At 31.4% G+C, this 19,586-nt stretch carries 14 protein-coding genes; 12 read left to right on the plus strand and 2 right to left on the minus strand.

Features of this window, described 5'->3' with window-relative positions:
* From AACQ14_RS11385 to AACQ14_RS11420, 8 genes are all read left to right on the plus strand, one after another.
* Window positions 1–1,294 (plus strand): ABC transporter ATP-binding protein (locus AACQ14_RS11385; RefSeq protein WP_339363715.1); only part of this gene is annotated, 1,294 nt, incomplete at its 5' end.
* Window positions 1,295–1,305: 11 nt separating this feature from the next.
* Window positions 1,306–3,375: an ABC transporter ATP-binding protein gene (locus AACQ14_RS11390; RefSeq protein ID WP_339363716.1), complete on the plus strand. Its 2,070-nt coding sequence runs from the start codon at window positions 1,306–1,308 to the stop codon at window positions 3,373–3,375.
* A 57-nt stretch (window positions 3,376–3,432) separates the two neighbouring features.
* Complete coding sequence (gene uvrC, locus AACQ14_RS11395; RefSeq protein ID WP_339363717.1) at window positions 3,433–5,295, plus strand: excinuclease ABC subunit UvrC; 1,863 nt, start codon at window positions 3,433–3,435, stop codon at window positions 5,293–5,295.
* Between the two features lie 272 nt (window positions 5,296–5,567).
* A complete protein-coding gene (gene hprK / locus AACQ14_RS11400; protein ID WP_339363718.1) occupies window positions 5,568–6,521 on the plus strand; it encodes an HPr(Ser) kinase/phosphatase in 954 nt (317 codons plus the stop codon).
* Window positions 6,522–6,531: 10 nt separating this feature from the next.
* Window positions 6,532–7,488 (plus strand): ROK family protein, encoded by a 957-nt coding sequence (locus AACQ14_RS11405; RefSeq protein ID WP_339363719.1) that lies wholly within the window; start codon window positions 6,532–6,534, stop codon window positions 7,486–7,488.
* A 338-nt stretch (window positions 7,489–7,826) separates the two neighbouring features.
* A complete protein-coding gene (locus AACQ14_RS11410; RefSeq protein WP_113673601.1) occupies window positions 7,827–8,039 on the plus strand; it encodes a FeoA family protein in 213 nt (70 codons plus the stop codon).
* Between the two features lie 131 nt (window positions 8,040–8,170).
* Entirely contained in the window at window positions 8,171–10,198 is a 2,028-nt protein-coding gene (gene feoB / locus AACQ14_RS11415) for a ferrous iron transport protein B (RefSeq protein ID WP_339363720.1), read from the plus strand.
* A 1-nt stretch (window position 10,199) separates the two neighbouring features.
* Window positions 10,200–10,343, plus strand: coding sequence for a FeoB-associated Cys-rich membrane protein (locus AACQ14_RS11420; protein WP_339363721.1), 144 nt, complete (start codon window positions 10,200–10,202; stop codon window positions 10,341–10,343).
* 195 nt (window positions 10,344–10,538) lie between these two features.
* Here AACQ14_RS11420 and AACQ14_RS11425 read toward each other — a convergent pair whose 3' ends face one another.
* Window positions 10,539–11,729 carry a glycine C-acetyltransferase gene (locus tag AACQ14_RS11425; RefSeq protein WP_459112798.1) on the minus strand — a complete coding sequence of 397 codons (1,191 nt, stop codon included), beginning with the start codon at window positions 11,727–11,729 and terminating at the stop codon, window positions 10,539–10,541.
* 257 nt (window positions 11,730–11,986) lie between these two features.
* The gene (gene tdh / locus AACQ14_RS11430) at window positions 11,987–13,012 is read right to left on the minus strand and encodes an L-threonine 3-dehydrogenase (RefSeq protein ID WP_339363835.1); all 1,026 of its coding nucleotides are present in this window, start codon (window positions 13,010–13,012) and stop codon (window positions 11,987–11,989) included.
* 433 nt (window positions 13,013–13,445) lie between these two features.
* Here tdh and bioB point away from each other — a divergent pair, with 433 nt between their 5' ends.
* The 4 genes from bioB (at window position 13,446) to AACQ14_RS11450 (ending at window position 19,505) form a co-directional block, all read left to right on the plus strand.
* On the plus strand, window positions 13,446–14,405 hold the full coding sequence (gene bioB, locus AACQ14_RS11435; RefSeq protein ID WP_339363724.1) for a biotin synthase BioB: 960 nt from the start codon (window positions 13,446–13,448) through the stop codon (window positions 14,403–14,405).
* Window positions 14,406–14,635: 230 nt separating this feature from the next.
* On the plus strand, window positions 14,636–16,402 hold the full coding sequence (locus AACQ14_RS11440; protein ID WP_339363725.1) for a cache domain-containing sensor histidine kinase: 1,767 nt from the start codon (window positions 14,636–14,638) through the stop codon (window positions 16,400–16,402).
* Complete coding sequence (locus tag AACQ14_RS11445; protein ID WP_339363726.1) at window positions 16,395–18,029, plus strand: response regulator transcription factor; 1,635 nt, start codon at window positions 16,395–16,397, stop codon at window positions 18,027–18,029. The genes AACQ14_RS11440 and AACQ14_RS11445 overlap by 8 nt, the downstream gene beginning before the upstream one ends.
* Before the next feature lie 129 nt (window positions 18,030–18,158).
* A complete protein-coding gene (locus AACQ14_RS11450) occupies window positions 18,159–19,505 on the plus strand; it encodes an extracellular solute-binding protein (RefSeq protein WP_339363727.1) in 1,347 nt (448 codons plus the stop codon).
* The last annotated feature ends 81 nt before the right edge of the window (window positions 19,506–19,586 follow it).

Consider the following 19,586-nt stretch of genomic DNA (forward strand, 5'->3'; position numbering starts at 1 on the left):
GATTACTAAGATAAGTCTTAACTTGACATTGGTAGCTATAATACCTTTGCCCCTAATAGCTATTGGAGGTATTTTTTTTGGAAGAGCAATAAGAGCTAGATTCAAAGATAAACAGGAAGCTTTTGCTCATATGTCAGAGATGGTACAAGAAAATATATCAGGAGTACAGGTAGTAAAAGCTTTTGTACAAGAAACCAAAGAAATAAAAGCATTCAATGAAACTAATAAAAATAATTATGATAAAAATATGCGTGTAATAAAATTATTTGCAATAATGAATCCATTAGCTATGTTAGTTACAGGCCTTAGTATAGCCATTGTTCTAGGCTATGGAGGATATATGACAATGCTTGGCAACATAACTCTTGGAGATTTTGTGGCGTTTACACAATATCTGCTTATGTTAGTATGGCCAATGATTGCTTTTGGCTGGTGTATTAACATTATGTCTCAAGGCTTAGCGTCATTATCCAGATTTCAAAATATACTAGATGAAAAACCAGAAATTATTGATGAAGAAACAGTTAAACAGATAGACTCTATCAAAGGTGATATTGTCATTAATAACCTTACATTCAATTATCCGGGCTCAGGGCTTAAGGAACTTGATAATATATCAGTTACTGTTAACAAAGGCGAAACCCTTGGTATTGTTGGTAGGACAGGAAGCGGTAAAACAACTTTGGTGAATATGCTTCTTAGAATGTATAACCCACCAAGAGGAACCATTTTCATTGATGATGTGGATATCATGGATATACCATTAAAAGTTTTACGTCATTCTATTGGATATGTTCCACAAGATAATTTCTTGTTTTCAGATACCATATCAAGGAATATAGCTTTTGGAGTAATAGAAACTAGTGATGAATATATAGAATGTGCAGCAAAAAATGCCAATGTACATGATAACATAATAGAATTTTCCAACAAATATGCTACTGTTGTAGGTGAAAGAGGGGTTACTCTATCAGGGGGGCAGAAACAACGTATATCTATAGCAAGAGCATTAATAAAAGATCCTGCAATAATGATTCTAGATGATTCTGTATCTGCTGTGGATACTAATACAGAAGAACAGATTCTTAATCATATCAAGGAAGAAAGAAAAGATAAAACAACAATAATAATAGCCCATAGAATCTCAACAATACAGAACTCAGATAAGATTATTGTTATTGATGAGGGTAAAATCATCGAGTCAGGAACTCATGATAGTCTAGTAGAACAAAAAGGATTATATTACAACATGGTTGAGAAACAGCAACTGGAAAAAGAGTTGGAGAAGGAATAGGAGGTTAGTTTATGCATGATTATGAAGATGTAGATATGAAAAAAGGTTATGATAAACAACTTCTGAGACGTCTTTTTTCATATGCCAGACCATATCTAGGATTAATTATCATTTCTTTAGTACTGCTTATTGGTGTAGTAGGCGCAGAGCTTGTTAAACCAGTACTAGTTGGAAATGCCGTTGATGATATAATAACAAAATATGATACTATGTATTCCACTGTCAGTAAAGATACAAAAGGTGCTGTTAAGATAAGAGACTACTATTATATAAGAGATGAAAAAAATAAATATCTTAGTGCAGAAAAAGCAAGAATCATATATGATGAAACTTATGACAACCCATATTTCTTAGTATCAGGAATTGATAGTGCACAAGTCAACAAATTAGACAAAGTAAAAAAAGTAATACTAAAGGATGGAAAATACTTTATTGAGTATGATAATATAGAAAAAGAAGTAACTCTATTAACTAATAATGAAATTAAGCTGCTTAGGCAGGACCACATTAATGGACTATTAAGAATAACAATCATTTTTATTGTAGTACTGATATTTGGATTGTTAATTAGTTATTTTCAAACCATTCTACTTAACTATACAGGCCAAAAGATTATTTATAATATTAGAAATGATGTGTTTACTCATATACAAGGATTATCCATAAAATTCTTCAATAACAATCCTGTAGGAAAATTAGTGACAAGGGTTACCAATGATACAGAAACACTTAATGAAATGTATACTAGTGTTATAGTAAATTCAGTTAAAAGTGTACTTATGTTGTCAGGTATATCCATTATGATGTTTATATTGGAATGGAGACTTACATTAGCTATATTTTTAGTTATACCACTTCTAGTAATAGCAACTTTATTATTTAGGCATCATTCTAGAAAAGCTTATCGAGAAGTGAGAACGAAAGTAGCAGCTATCAATACTTTTTTGTCAGAACACATTTCAGGTATGAGGATTGTTCAGATATTCTCACAAGAGAAAAGAAAAATGGATGAATTCAGTGAAGCCAATGAAGAACTGAAAAAAGCTAATTTGAAGCAATTAATAGTATTTGGTATATATAGACCTTCAATGTATTTTATTTATGTTATAGGGTTATCAATTGTATTAATCTATGGTGGAAATATGGTATTGGAAGGTGATATGTCCATTGGGACCTTGATTATATTCATTCAATATATATCTAACTTCTTTGACCCAATACAACAATTAGCAGAGCAGTTCAATATTTTACAATCTGCTATGGCTTCATCAGAAAAAATCTTTACACTATTGGATGAAGACTCTAAAATAGAAAATAATGAAAATGCTGTTAAGTTAGATAAATTAAAAGGCGAGATAGAATTTAGGAATGTATGGTTTGCTTATAACGATGAGGAATGGGTGCTGAAAGATGTATCATTCAAAGTTAGTCCTGGTGAGACAGTTGCTTTTGTAGGTGCTACTGGAGCAGGAAAAACATCAATACTAAATTTAATAAGCAGATATTATGATATCCAAAAAGGAGAAATACTCATTGATGGTCATAATGTAAAAGATATTGATTTGAATAATCTTAGATACAATGTAGGACAGATGCTTCAAGATGTATTTCTATTCACTGGCAACATTAACAGTAACGTAAGATTAAGAAATAATGAAATTACCGATAAACAGATAAAAGAAGCTTCTAAGTATGTTAATGCCGATAAATTCATTCAGAAGTTACCGGATAAATATAGCGAAAAGGTTTATGAAAGAGGTGCTACTTTTTCATCTGGACAGAGGCAACTACTTTCATTTGCTAGAACTTTAGCTTTTGACCCATCTATTCTTATATTGGATGAAGCAACTGCCAATATAGATACAGAGACAGAACTCTTGATTCAAGATGCATTATATAAACTGATGCAGGGAAGAACAACTCTTGTAGTAGCACATAGATTATCGACGGTTCAGCATGCAGATAAGATTATTGTCCTACACAAAGGAAGAGTCAGAGAAATCGGTAATCACCAAGAACTATTGGCAAGAAAAGGCATATATCACAATTTATATGAATTGCAATATCAAGAGGTTAATTAGTATAATAGTAGATACAAGATTTAATTTAGACAGATATAGTAGAAGGAATGATTATAAATGTTTGATATTGAAGAAGAATTAAAAAAGCTACCTGTCAAGCCAGGAGTTTATCTGATGAAGGATATGTATGGAAACATAATCTATGTGGGAAAAGCAATCAAGCTCAGAAATAGAGTAAGACAGTATTTTAGAAAATCAACAAATCATTCTAATAAAATAAAAAAAATGGTTTCTATGATAAAATCATTTGAATATATAGTAACGGATTCTGAGCTTGAAGCACTTATATTAGAGTGTAATCTTATAAAGAAACATAGACCCAAATACAACACTCTTTTAAAAGACGATAAATCCTATCCCTACATTAAAGTAACAATTAATGAAAAATATCCTAGAATCTTATATGCCAGGGAATTGAAAAAAGACAAAGCCAAATACTTTGGTCCTTATACTAATACAAGAGGGGCTAAGGATACCATTGATGTGGTAACTAAAATATGGAAGGTAAGAACGTGTAACAAAAGCCTGCCAAAAGAAATAGGAAAAGGAAGACCCTGTCTCAACTACCATATAAAACAATGTAATGCACCATGCCAGAATTACATAACAGAAGAAGAGTACAAAAAAGATATTCTAGAGATCATTGAATTCCTAAACGGTAAATATGATAAAGTAATAGATATATTAAAGGATAAGATGAACAAAGCTTCAGAGGATTTAGATTTTGAAAAAGCTGCTGAATACAGAGACCAATTGTCAAGTGTGAAAAGTATTGCAGGAAAACAAAAGATTATCAATGCTTCAATGGAAGACCAAGATGTTATTGCATTCGCTAAGGCACATGACGAAGCTCTAGTTCAAGTATACTTCGTTAGAAACGGTAAGCTCATTGGAAGAGAACATTTTCATCTTGATGGTGTAGAAGAATTACATAGACGAGAAGTGATGACAGAATTTGTTAAACAATTCTATTCTGGAACACCTTTTATACCAAAAGAAATAATACTTCAAGAAGAAATAGATGAAACTAATATCATCAATGCTTGGTTAACCAGTAAAAAAGGTCAGAAAGTCTATATAAAAGTACCTAGAAAAGGCGAAAAACACAAGCTGGTTGAACTAGCCGCCAACAATGCTCTACTCACATTTGAACAGTTTGGAGAAAAAATAAAAAAAGAAGACAAGAGAACAAAAGGAGCTGTAAAAGAGATAGTAGAGATACTTGGTATTGAAGATGAGGTTAAGAGACTAGAAGCATATGATATATCTAATATACATGGTTTTGAATCAGTAGGTTCCATGATAGTTTTTGAAGAAGGCAAACCTAAGAGAAGCGACTATCGAAAATTCAGGATAAAATCAGTAAAAGGTCCAGATGATTACAAAAGCATGGAAGAAGTTTTGACAAGAAGATTTACCCATGCTCTTGAAGAACAAAAAGAAATGCTGCTAAAAAAACAGGATTTAAGTTTAGGAAAATTTACTAGACTACCTGATCTAATCCTAATGGATGGTGGAAAAGGACAAGTCAACATTGCCCTGAAAGTACTTAATGAAATAGGTTTATCAATACCAGTATGCGGCATGGTCAAAAATGATAAACATAGAACTAGAGGAATTTTTTATAACAACATAGAGTACAATATTGATAAAGACTCCGAAGGATTCAAGCTAATCACAAGAATCCAAGACGAAGCACACAGATTCGCTATAGAATATCACAGAAAACTAAGAAGCAAAAAACAAATACAATCCATACTAGACGATATAGAAGGAATCGGACCAAAACGAAGAATAAACCTAATAAAACATTTTGGTTCAGTAGAAAAAATTCGAAAAGCAGATGTAGACGAGCTAGAAAAAACAGAAGGTATAAACAGAAAAGTTGCACAAACTATATATGATTTTTTCCACGAGTAAGAACACGAGTAAGAAATAGGACTATAAATAAATTTTTTTATCTACGAGACTTCCCCATAATGGATAGTAAAGGTGAATGTGAAGTAGTGAGCCAGGACGGCGAACCCAGCTTTTTTTACATGGACGTAAAACTTGCTGGCGAAACATTCACCTTTACTATCCAACTTCGGGACTTACGGTTAGGTAAACAAACTTTAAAAGATATAAAAAAGTGATGATAATTCATTTATAATATGCTAAAATATTAAAGAAATAGCTTAGGAGGCATTCTTATGTATACTGTAAAATTGACTAAATTAGTAGAAAAGATGAAGCTCAAAAATTTAACTCCAGAAGTAGAAATTGATAATATAGTAATAACCCATTCTGATATTAACAGACCAGCATTACAATTAGCAGGTTTTTTCGATTACTTTGATTCAGAAAGAGTTCAGATAATGGGTAAAGTTGAAATAACATATTTAGAGAAAATGGACAAGAGTGAGAGAAGTAAGGTATTAGATACTCTCTTTAGCAGAAAAATACCATGTCTAATACTATCCAGAGAATTAGAACCTTTTGATGATATGTTAGAAACAGCAAAAGCCAACAACGTACCTATATTTCAAACAAAAAAGACTACTTCAACATTTATGGCTGAAATAATAAGATGGCTTAAGGTGGAATTAGCCCCAAGAATATCTATACATGGCGTTTTAGTTGATGTATATGGCGAAGGTGTACTTATAATGGGTGAGAGCGGAATTGGTAAAAGCGAATCTGCTTTAGAACTTATAAAAAGAGGACATCGTCTAGTAGCAGATGATGTTGTAGAAATTAAAAAAGTATCTGAAGAGACACTACTAGGTTCATCCCCAGCTATAATAAGACACTTCATAGAGCTTAGAGGTATTGGAATAATTGATGTAAAAACACTATTTGGTGTTGAATCAGTTAAGAAAATACAAAACATAGATTTAGTTATAAAATTAGAATTATGGGACCCAGAAAAAGAATATGATAGATTAGGTCTAACCGAAGAATACATTGAGATATTAGAAAATAAAGTTATATGTCATTCCATACCTATCAGACCTGGAAGAAATATAGCTATTATTGTAGAATCAGCTGCTATAAACCATAGACAAAAACAAATGGGTTATAATGCTGCTAGTGATTTAGTAAATCGTGTAAGCGGCAATCTAAAACGCAGAAATGAAGAAAGATATATAAAAGACAATAAATAAGGAGGACTACATGTATAACATTGGAATTGATTTAGGAGGAACAAATATCGCAGCAGCTATAGTTGCAAAAGATGGTACAATCATAAGAAAGGATTCAACACCTACACTTGGAGATAGAGATGATAAACTCATCATAAAAGATATGGCCATGTTGGCTTTAAAACTTATTGAAGAAGAAGGTTTATCTCTTGATGATATTCATTCAATAGGAGTAGGAAGCCCTGGAACACCAGATCCTGAAAAAGGATTAATAGTTTACGCTAACAATCTTAACTTTAAAAATACACCAATCAGAGATGGGATTAGAAAATACATCGATAAACCAGTTTACATTGGTAATGATGCCAATGTAGCAGCTCTTGGAGAATATGAATGTGGTACAGGAGTTGACTATAAAGACTTAGTTGCTATTACTCTAGGAACCGGAGTTGGTGGCGGTATCATAATTGATGGTAAGATTATCGGCGGCAGCTTTAATGGCGGTGCAGAACTTGGGCATGTATCTATTGATTTTAATGGTATACAATGTAATTGTGGAAGAAAAGGATGTTGGGAACAATATTCATCAGCTACAGCATTGATAAGAGATGCAAAAGAAGCAGCAGCCAAAAACAAAGATTCAAAACTCAATGATTTGGTTGATGGTGACCTAAGCAAAATGAATGCTAAGATTCCTTTTGATGCTGCTCAGGCAGGAGATAAAGTCGCTGGGGAAGTAATTGATAATTATATTAAGCATTTAGCAGTAGGTATTGTTAATGTAATTAATATTTTCCAACCAGAAATAATTGTACTTGGTGGTGGAGTATCTGCGCAAGGAGATAATCTAATAAACCCTCTTAGAAAAGAGATTATAGATGAAATATATGGTGGAGAACCTGCATTCAAAACAAAAGTACAAGTGGCTAAGTTAGGTAACGACGCTGGAATAATAGGCGCAGCGATGTTATATAGAGCTTACGAATAAAAAATAATTAAAATAAACAAATAGTAATTATAAGGGGCTGTATCACAATATATTATTGAAGTCAATATCCTTAAGGATAAACAAATGTATTTTGATACAGCCCTTCTATACTTAAGTATAGTCTAAACAAACTTTCTATTCATAATAAATCGTAATGAAGAAAGATACTTTGATAAATGAAAAATATATAGTGAATCTGATAATCTTTTTCAATAAATTCCTTTTTATTATTGACAATGATTCTCATTTTTGATATTATAGATTTAAAGTAAGTACCATAAAACTTCATTGGTATCTAATTAAAATAGAACGATATAAAAGAGATAGGAAGTGATGTTATGACTTTATCAAAAGCAAAAATGAACAAGGAATATACGGTTAATTCTATATCAGGGCAAGAGGATATGGTTAAGTTTCTTTTTTCTCTAGGTTGTTATGAAGGAGAAAAAGTGACAATAATATCTAAAATAGCATCTAATTACATTATTAACATTAAAGATAGTCGTTATGGTATTGACGAACAATTAGCTAAAATAATACAAGTTGCTTAGAATGAGAATATGGAGCATTAATAGTAGTCTAATCAAGGGCTGCTAATATTACTTAGTTATAAAATAAATGAACTTATGAAACGATAATGATTATCAATATTATAAAATATGATGAAAAAAGGTGGTAAAAGATGAAAATTGCATTAACAGGAAACCCTAATAGTGGTAAAACAACTATGTTCAATGCGTTAACAGGAAAGCTTGAACATGTTGGTAACTGGGCTGGGGTTACAGTAGAAAAAAAAGTTGCGAAACTAAAGGGTAATCTAAAAACAAAAAAATCTGAAGAAGTCATGGTTGTAGACTTGCCTGGAGCATACTCAATGAGTCCTTTTACTTCAGAGGAAAGTATTACCAGTGATTTTGTGAAAGAAGAAAATCCTGATGTTATTATTAATGTTGTGGATGCTTCAAACCTAAACAGAAGTTTATTTTTTACAACTCAGCTTTTGGAATTAGGTATTCCTGTTGTTGTAGCTCTTAACAAATATGATATGGTTAAGAGAAATGGTCTTACCATAGATGTATCACGACTTAAGAATCTATTAAATTGTCAAGTTATCGAAACTTCTGCATTAAAAGAAGTTGGATTAAATGAATTAGCTGCTTCTGCTATAGAGTACGGTAATAAAAAGGCCGGTCAAGTAGCTCCAAAGATTATGGAAGATGATTTTCAGATAAAAACTAAAGCAGATGCAGAAAAAGCAGATAAATTAAGATTTAACTTTGTAAATGAAATAACTAAAAAAGTTGAAGTAAGAAAAATAAAATCAAGTAAAGTAACTATTGCTGACCAAGCAGACCGTATTGTTGCTCACAAATGGTTAGGAATTCCCATATTTGGTTTAATATTGTGGGCAGTATTCTACATATCACAATCATGGTTAGGGCCTCTATTAGCTGGATATGTAGAAACAGGAATTGAAATGTTGACAAATGCAGTATCAGGAGGCTTAGAAAGTGCAGGAACTAATGATTTCTTAACAGCATTAATTGTTGAAGGTATTATTGGTGGAGTTGGCGCCGTACTTGGTTTCTTACCATTAATCATGGTATTATTCTTCTTATTATCATTACTAGAAGATTGTGGTTACATGGCACGTGTTGCGGTTGTTATGGATAGATTTTTCAAAAAGATCGGACTATCAGGAAAATCCATTATTCCTATGGTAGTAGGATATGGTTGTGCGATTCCAGGAGTTATGGCAACAAGAACAATCAAGAGTGAAAGACAAAGAAGAATGACAGCAATGTTAACACCTTTCATTCCTTGTGGTGCTAAGGCACCTATTATTGGTCTGTTTGTTGCAGTATTCTTCCCAAAAGCACCATATATGGCTCCAATAACTTACTTTGTAGCTATTATATTGATTATTCTTGTGGGATTATTACTTAAAAGAATTACTAATGCAGAAACAGAAGTTAATTATTTTATGATTGAATTACCAGAATATCGTTTACCTAGTATTAAACGTGCAGCACTTTCCATGTTGGATCGTGCAAAAGGTTTTATTATAAAAGCTGGTACAATTATCCTAGTTTGTAATGCAGTAGTATTCGTTCTACAATCTTTCGATTTCAGCTTACATCTAGTTGGTGACGAAGGAGTAAGTTCAAGTATGTTAGCAATCATCGCTAAGCCAGTTGCATTCTTGTTAATACCATTAGGATTTGGAATTTGGCAATTTGCAGCTGCTGCAGTTACTGGATTCATTGCTAAAGAGAATGTGGTTGCAACACTTGCTGTATGCTTTGCATTATTTGGTGATGATGCTGAAGCAGTACTTAGTACACCAGGTAGTGATAATGTGCTTATGGTAGCTGGTGGTTTAACAGCGGTTAGCGCTTTGTCATATATGTTCTTTAATTTATTCACACCTCCTTGTTTCGCAGCTATTGGAGCAATGAACTCTGAAATGGGTTCTAAGAAATGGCTGTGGGGAGCTATAGGAATGCAGTTTGGTATAGGATATATGTTAGCTCTATTAGTTAATCAAATAGGTTCACTTATCGTATATGGTAAACCTGCAGAAGGATTCGTAGCATCAATAATAATTTTAATAGTTGCGGTTATATTATTAGTGACACTTATCAAGAAAAAGAAAGATGGAGGAGTAACAGGTATTAATCAAAGCCGACAACAAAAGGAGATAGCTTAATATGGGAAACTTCATTGCTGGTGGTATAATTATTCTTTTAGTAGGATTAGCAATCCATAAAATGTATAAAGATAAAAAGGCTGGGAAAAAGTGCAGTGGATGTAGTAGTTGCCCTGCACAGTGTGACTGTGAATCAAAGAAATAGATAAAAATAAAATTGTAATAAGGTTATCTCTTCAAATAGATAAAATCTAAGGGGGATAACCTTTTTAATAGGATAAACAAAGTAATAATAGTAATGTTTACAGCTTAAATAATGGATGCATCCCATAAAATTCTTTGATAAAGAGTTAATTAGGAATACATCCATTTATTAGTTAATTCTTACGGCTTTTAATAATTAAACATCTAATTCTTTTTTTGCTTCATAAAATGCGTTAATAGCCACATCCAAATCTTCCTTACTATGTACAGCAGAAATCTGTGTCCTTATTCTAGCTTTACCTTTTGGAACAACTGGATAGTAGAATCCAATAACATAAACGCCCTTCTCAAGCATTTTCTCAGCCATCTTCTGCGCAACTACAGCATCACCTAACATAATAGGTACAATTGGGTGCTCACCATCTGGAATATCAAAACCAACTTTTTTCATACCCTCTCTAAAATACTTAGTATTTTCTTCTAACTTATCTCTAAACTCTGTGGAATCCGATAACATTTCAAGTATCTTAAGAGATGTTTCAGCAATCGCAGGAGATAAAGTATTAGAAAACAGGTAAGGTCTTGAACGCTGACGAAGCAAATCAATAATCTCTTTCCTGCCACTTGTAAAACCACCACTAGCACCACCTAGAGCTTTACCAAGAGTACTGGTTATAATATCCACTCTACCAATAACATCTCTATATTCATGAGTACCACGACCCTTTTTACCAATAAAACCAGTTGCATGGCTGTCGTCTACCATAACCATAGCGTTATATTTATCAGCTAAATCACAAATACCTTTTAGATTAGCGATAATACCATCCATAGAGAAAACCCCATCAGTAGCAATCAATTTCAATCTTGCACCATTTTTATCAGCTTCAATCAATTTCTCTTCAAGGTCTTCCATGTTATTATTAAGGTAACGATATCTTTTAGCTTTACATAATCTAATACCATCAATAATACTAGCATGATTAAGCTCATCACTTATTATAGCATCCTCAGCTGTAAGGATTGTTTCAAACAACCCACCATTAGCATCAAAAGCCGATGAATATAAAATAGTATCATCTGTATACAAGAATTCCGATATTTTCTTCTCCAGATCTTTATGAATCTTTTGAGTTCCCACAATAAAACGTACCGAAGAAAGACCATATCCCCATTTCTCATAACTTTCCTTAGCAGCCTTTATCACAAAATCATGAGAAGCCAAACCAAGATAATTATTAGCACAAAAATTAAGAACCTGCTTCTTAGACAAAGTATCAATTTTCCCACTCTGTGGCGTAGTAACAACTCTCTCATTTTTCCACAATCCACTTTCCTTGATGTCATTAAGCTGCTCCCTATAAACTTTCTTTGCATTCTCAAACAAAACATTCATCCCTCTTTCTTCATTTATTTTATCTTAAATTCAAATTTATATTTTTATTCAGCCATAAACTATCCTGAACTAGCGATCATCAAACAGGTATGATTCAAAATATCGAGCGTAGATAGTATAGGGGGAATATGTAGCAGTGAGCCATGGACGGCGAACTCAGCAATTTAAACATGGACGTTTAATTTGCTGACGAAATATTCCTCCTATACTATCTACGCGACCGTTACCCACTATACTAATCTACCAATCTATTTATCCCAACTAAGAACTACCTTCCCAGATTTCCCCGAATTCATTGCATCAAAACCTTTCTGAAAATCAGTATAATGATACCTATGAGTTATGACTTTACTAATATCAAGTCCCGACTGAATCATAGAAGTCATCTTATACCATGTCTCAAACATTTCTCGTCCATAAATACCTTTAATATTTATTCCATTGAACACTATTTTATTCCAGTCAATTACAGTGTCCTTAGGCTGAATACCAAGCATTGCGATTTTGCCTCCATGTTCCATACAATCTATCATATCATTAAAAGCACGTGTATTACCTGACATCTCTAAACCTACATCAAATCCTTCTTTTATACCTAATTGGTGCATAGTATCCCTGATAGTAGACTTACTCACATCTACAGTGATTGCTCCCATTTTCTTTGCAAGCTCAAGACGATATGGATTCACATCAGTTATTACAACATATCTAGCTCCCGCTTTCTTAGCAATTGCAGATGCCATAATACCAATTGGTCCAGCACCAGTAATAAGTACATCCTCGCCTACAAGGTCAAAAGATAATGCAGTATGTACAGCGTTACCTAGGGGATCAAAACAACTAATAACATCCCTATCAATATTCTCATCACACAACCATACATTAGTAGCCGGAATCACAAGATATTCAGCAAAAGCACCAGGTCTATTAACACCTACACCGCTTGTGTTAATACATAGATGCCTGCGTCCAGCTAAACAATTACGACAATGACCACACACAATGTGACCTTCACCAGATACTAACTCTCCGATTCTGAATCCTTTAACATTATCTCCATAACCAACTATTCTTCCAACATATTCATGACCAATGACCATAGGGGTAGGAACAGTTTCACTTGACCATTTATCCCAATTGTAGATATGAACATCTGTACCACAGATAGATGTTTTTTCTATTTTTATCATCACGTCATTTTTACCCATTTCTGGAACAGGTACTTCTTCTAGCCAAAGACCCTCTTTAGGATATTTTTTAACTAATGCATTCATGGTTTTCTTAGTTTCCAATTTCGTTGACAATATAATTCTCCTTTCAATCCAAATAATAAGGAACTTGAATCTAATTCAATAAAGAACTAATTTATTATTTATCTATAGTATAAATAAAGAATGTTTTTCTGTCAAACACATTTTTACTAAAATGTACTATTTATTTAGTACGGACCCAAATATCCGTGTTTATTTTAATATATAGTTGGTAAATTAACACAGTATTTTCGAAATATTAAAGGATTTTTTTATTATTTAACAGATTACATTAAGTTTACATATTAAAATGTTCAAATTTATTAATTGACAATTCTTTGACTATTACATATAATTAAAGTCAGTAGCTTAAAAATACTATAATTCGACAATATAAATAAGAAATATGCTAGTAATAAATGTGTGTATATTTCTTAGCTGAAAGGTTAGGATTCCAGTGGAAGAGATTAAATATAAAATAATTAACGGTTATAAATTAAAAAAGAAAGAAGCTCTTGAAATCTATAGAACAACAGATACCGAAGAACTATGTCAGATAGCCGATGAAGTAAGGCAATTTTTCATGGGAAATAAGATTGAGCTTTGTACAATCATGAATGCAAAATCAGGGAAATGCAGTGAAGATTGTAAATACTGTGCCCAATCTGCTCATTATAGTACTGGTGTTAGCGAATATCCACTAATCAGTAAGGATGAAGCAATAAAAAGAGCTGAAGAAAATGTGAAATATGGAGTTGATCAATTCTCACTAGTTACAAGTGGAAAAGGAATATCAGACGAAGATTTTGATTATATCATTGACATATACAAAGAATTGAAAAGCAAATTTCCAGACTTGAATCTATGTGCATCTCATGGGATAATTACCTATGAACAAGCAGTGAGATTAAAAGAAATTGGAGTTAATAGATATCATCATAATCTTGAAACAAGTAAACGTTTCTATGAAAAAATATGTACAACTCATACATATAAAGACAGAGTTAATACAATAATCAATGCAAAAAAAGCTGGTTTATCTGTATGTTCAGGTGGAATTATAGGATTAGGAGAAAACGTATTTGATAGAATTAATATGGCATTTGAATTAAGAAAACTTGAAATTAACTCAGTACCTATTAATATTCTATGTCCTGTAAAAGGCACACCATTCGGGGATAAAGAAATTCTAGAACCTGAAATAATATGTAGAACCGTTGCTATGTTTAGATTAATATTACCAAAAACTAATGTTAGATTTGCAGGTGGACGTATAGCACTCGGAGAATATCAAAGACAAGGTTTCAAATCAGGTATCAGCGCTACTATGGTTGGTAATTATTTAACGACAATAGGTAATAACATAGAAGAAGATATTGAAATGATTAATCAATTAGGATACACCATAAAAGAATAATATAATAATACGTTAACTCCTTAAGTGAAGAACTTAGGGAGTTTTTACTATAGGCAAATAATAAATATATTATTTGTCTATAATTATGTCCAAAGTATCTATTTATATATATTTTTCTATAATATATTAATTGTAACATGGGTTACATTATTAAAATCTATCAAAAATTATGTTAATATTAGAGTTATTACATAAAAAATGTTGTTAAAAAAATAGAAAGGATGGGGAAATTGTTACGTAAGTTAATCAGTAAAATAAAAAGCAGAATTAGTTCTTTAAAAATACGACATAAAATATTATTATTCTATTTTATCTTAATTGTATTCAGTATAGGCTTGAGTATATTAATATATCAGCGGACATCTGAACATTACATGAATCAAAAGATGAAGGAAATAGCTATTCAAGGAATAGAATCTGATAGCAGAAGCGTTGAGATGTTGATAGATGATATTAATAATTATTCCAAGATATTGATAGCTAATCAAAATGTACAAAAAATCTTACAAGAAGAAAATGAAAATAAAAAAGTAGATTATAAGGAATTAGATAGATTCTTAAGTCAATTTATTAATTTTAATCCCAAGGTATCCTCTATTTACATATTCAGCAATTCTGGTACTAAATACTATACTGAAAAACAAGCTGTTAAGAGTATACAGCTTGAAAACATAAAAAAAATGCCATGGTACAAGGAAACCATAAATAAAAAAGGTGGATATATAATTAGAGTCAATGATTTATTGACTGAGAATGAGGACAATAGCTTTATTTCATTTATTAGAGTTATCAATAACATAAATAAGCTTGAACCTATAGGTCTATTAATGATTAATGTAAGTGAAAGCGTTATAAAAGATGCACTTGGATTGAATCCGTATAATAATACATCAGTTCTTATTAAGAATAAGTATGGACAAGATGTAATTAATTATAACAACAGTGATTTTATTGATGAAGATGAATTGTTACATGATTTGAATAGTGTTGATTCTTTTTCATATCCATTAAAGAATAAAAAGAATATTGTTATGGTAACAGGTCTTAATAATAATATTTATGGTTGGAAATTTTTAAAAGTCATACCTTTTGAGAATTCCTCTATGTATCTACAAACCTTCAACTTTGGGTTGTTAGGTATTATATTGGTAAATGTTATATTAGTAGCACTTGGTTCTATATTTATCTCCAAACTCATAACAGATCCAATACATAGCTTGATAAACTCAATGAAAGATGTTGAAAAAGGAGAATTTCAATTAGTATGTATCAATACTAATAATGATGAAATAGGTATGCTGAAAAATGTATACAACTATATGATTAATGAAATTCAACTTCTTATAAAGAAGATTATCCATGAGCAGAAAATAAAAAGAAAAGCAGAGTTTGGCATAATTATGGAACAAATTAAACCTCATTTTCTCTATAACACTCTAGACTCCGTAAGTTCCTTAATCATGTTAGAACGTAATGAGGAAGCTTATAATAGCCTTAGTGCATTAGGAATATTCTATAGGACTAGTCTAAGTAATGGAAGAGATATAATTACAATCAAAGAAGAAGTAGAAACTGTAAAAAATTATTTGTATATACAAAAAATCAGATACAGAGATTTATTTGAAGTAGAGTATCAAATAGATGAAAAAACTCTAGATGTAAAAGTACCTAAACTCATATTGCAGCCTCTTGTAGAAAACAGCATATATCATGGCTTAAGACCAGCAGGTGACAATGGAAAAATTATAGTAAAAACTGAAAAATTGCAAGAAAAAATATATCTTATAGTAGAAGATACTGGGGTTGGTATGGATAAAGAGCAATTAGAATTATTGGATAAAGATACTAATAAAAGAATTGGGATACATGCTACCAAAGAAAGAATAAGAATTCTTTTTGGAGATAGTAGTAAATTCACTATAAGTAGTATTAAGAATGAAGGAACAAAAGTAGCAATGGAAATACCAATACAAAAAGAGGATGATTACATTGAATAAGGATTTATTGAAAGTATTAATTGTTGATGATGAATATCTAATCAGAGAGCTTCTGAAGAAAAAAGTTGATTGGAAAAGTATTGAATGTGAAATAACAAGTGAAGCAAGTTGTGCTTCAGAAGTATTTGATATATTAGAAGAAACTCCTATTGATTTGATTATTACAGATATTAATATGCCAAAAACAGATGGGCTTGAGATGTCAAAACTAATTTTAGAAAGCTATCCTAAGATGAAAATAATGATTTTGACTGGATATGATAAATTTGAATATGCCAAAAGTGGTATAGAAATGGGAATTGCAGATTATATCCTGAAACCTATACAAAAAGATAAAATAGAAGAATCAGTCCTTAATGTTAAGAAAGTTATTGAACAGGAAAGGATAAAAGAGTTGGAATATTGCTTTGTAAAAGAAAAACTCCAAGAAAATCTACCGTATCTCCAAGAAAAGTTTTTCATGGAATTATTACATAATGATTTAGTAAGAGAAGAGATAGAGGAAAAGGTAAAATTCCTGCAATTGAAATTTAATATGGATTTGAAATTTCAAGTAGCTGTAATTGAATTAGAATTGGGTATAGATAAAAAGCTTTCTGAGGAAAACAGGCTTATTACTTTGCTAAGTGTAAAGAATCTAATTGATGATTATTATAAAGAAGTAGATGGGATCTATACTATATTTGATTCCAAGCAGCGAATAACAATTTGCCATAATAGTAATGAATCAGGTAATCTCTTAGAAGAATGCAATGATTTTCTAGAAGTGATAAAAGCTAATTGTAAGAGTAATGTCAGTATAGGTATTGGTAGTCCCAAATCCAGTATAAACCATATAAAAGAATCATACAAAGAAGCTTTATTATCCATACGTTATAAAACCATTCTAGGTAATAATACAGTAATATGCTATAAGGATTTAGACATAATATCCAATGAAAGCACTGTATTATCACCAATTGAAGAAGAAGAAATTGAACAATTACAGTTTTTAATCAAAACAGGATTAAAAGAAAATGCAATCGAGTATCTAGATTCTATTTTCCGCAAGATTGTACAAAAAGGAGATTTTGAAAATAAATTGTTCATTGAACATATAAGAGTGCAAGTTACACGAATAGTATCCATGTTACTATATATGATTTCATCAATGAATATAAAAGTTGATTCAATTATTGATGATGAAGACAATTACTTCAAGATGGTAACAGATATAAAGACCATTCCTGGCGCAAAAGAAATTCTAGATACACTTATAACTAAAATAGTTGACTATATTAATAGTGTGCAGAAACACATGGTAAATGATTATATTAAAGATGTAGAAGAATACATAAAAGATAATATTGGTAATTATGGATTAACCCTCAAGAAGGTAGCCGCCAATTTTTACTTGAATCCCAGTTATCTAAGTAGAATATTCAAACAAAAAATAGGAATTTCCTTCAAAGAATATGTTAATAAAATAAGAATTGAAAAAGCAGTTGAATATGTTAGGAATACTGATATGAAAGTCTATGAAATAGGTGAAAAAATCGGTATACCAGATGCTAATTACTTTAGTGCTATTTTTAAAAAGCATGTGGGTATGTCAATCACTAGTTACAAAAAGATGATACATAAATAATTTTATTTTTTGAGCATGTAAAATTATAATAAGTAAAATTTTCAAAGATTGAGGTAAAGAAAAAGTATGTAATTTCTGGAAATAAAAAGCTATCATATAGAGGAACTAAATAATAAGGAGGAAATTCAAATGAATACATTCTTTAAAAAAGTAGTTACGTTAATGCTGATAGGGGTAATGGTTTTATCTATGGTAGGTTGCGGTAATAAAACTGAAGAAAAAAAACAGACAGATAATAAGACAGTTGATACTACTAACCAAAAAGAGGATAAAGAGGATAATAAAGAAGAGGAAAAAATTACACTTAATGTATGGCATCTATGGACAACAGATGCAGATGCTAATGCGAGATCATTCAGTAAGGTACTTAAAATGTATGAAGAAGAGCATCCCAATGTGAAAATAGCTATAGATGCTACAGAAAATGAAGCATACAAGACAAAAATCAAGACTGCAATGGCTGCAAATGAAGCTCCTGATGTCTTCTTTGCTTGGGGAGGAGGTTTCGCTAAGCCATTTGTTGATGCAGCACAGGTGCTTTGCTTAGATGAATATTTATCAGATGAGCAAAAAGGACGATTGCTAACAGGTGCCACATCTAATGTAACCTATGATAATAAGTTATATGGATTACCATTTATACAATGGATGGGTATATTATATTGTAATGAAGAATTATTTGACAAATATCAGGTAAAAATACCAGATACATATGATGAATTGTTAACAGCTATTGATACATTCAACAAGAATGACATTAGTCCAATTAGTGTAGGAGCTAAAGATGGATGGCCAGCAATGTTCTGGCAGAATGCATCAGCCCTTAGAACAGCTGGCGTAGATAGTTGTAATGATGCTCTTGACAAGAAAACATCTTTCGATCAGCCTGAGTTCATAGAAAGTGCAAGAATAGTAGAAGAACTGGTAAATAAGAAAGCTTTTGATGAAGGTTCTCTGGCTTATACTAATGATGAAGCTAAGATAATTTTTTTGAATGGTGAAGTACCTATGCATTATATGGGAAGCTGGCTAGCTAGTGAGATACAAGATGAAGAGACTTCACTTATTAAAGATAAAGTAGTAGCTAAAAATTTTCCTGCTATCGATAAGGGTAAAGGAAATAAAAATGATTTCTTAGGTGGAGCTGTTGACTGTTTTATGATTAACAAAAATACAAAATATAAAAAAGAAGCCGCAGAATTTGTAGCTTATGTAACAGAAAAAATGACAAAAGAAAGTTTTATATTAGGTGCAGGACTACCTGTATGGAAAATAGGAAACTTAGGAGATGACTTAGACTCATTATCCAAACAATTGGTAGATTTAGCTAATGATGCTACAGGATTCGTTCTAGCTTGGGATACCAAATTAACAGGAGCAGATGCTGAAAAACACAAAACTCTAGTACAAGAGTTGTTTGCAGGCTCAAAAACACCTGAGGAATTTGTAAAAGAGATGCAGAAATTAAATGAATAAGATTAGTTATTATTAAATGTTTTAAAATACATTTCATTAGTAATTATTAACATAGACTCTGTTTTTTATATCATTCATCTA

It is taken from the genome of Vallitalea maricola, assembly GCF_036985595.1.
GTDB classification, from domain to species: Bacteria; Bacillota; Clostridia; order Lachnospirales; family Vallitaleaceae; genus Vallitalea; species Vallitalea maricola.

Coding starts and splice junctions, on each gene's coding strand:
- AACQ14_RS11390 (WP_339363716.1), top strand. CDS start 1,306: ATGCATGATTATGAAGATGTAGATATGAAAAAAGGTTATGATAAACAA.
- uvrC (WP_339363717.1), top strand. CDS start 3,433: ATGTTTGATATTGAAGAAGAATTAAAAAAGCTACCTGTCAAGCCAGGA.
- hprK (WP_339363718.1), top strand. CDS start 5,568: ATGTATACTGTAAAATTGACTAAATTAGTAGAAAAGATGAAGCTCAAA.
- AACQ14_RS11405 (WP_339363719.1), top strand. CDS start 6,532: ATGTATAACATTGGAATTGATTTAGGAGGAACAAATATCGCAGCAGCT.
- AACQ14_RS11410 (WP_113673601.1), top strand. CDS start 7,827: ATGACTTTATCAAAAGCAAAAATGAACAAGGAATATACGGTTAATTCT.
- feoB (WP_339363720.1), top strand. CDS start 8,171: ATGAAAATTGCATTAACAGGAAACCCTAATAGTGGTAAAACAACTATG.
- AACQ14_RS11420 (WP_339363721.1), top strand. CDS start 10,200: ATGGGAAACTTCATTGCTGGTGGTATAATTATTCTTTTAGTAGGATTA.
- tdh (WP_339363835.1), bottom strand. CDS start 13,012: ATGAATGCATTAGTTAAAAAATATCCTAAAGAGGGTCTTTGGCTAGAA.
- AACQ14_RS11450 (WP_339363727.1), top strand. CDS start 18,159: ATGAATACATTCTTTAAAAAAGTAGTTACGTTAATGCTGATAGGGGTA.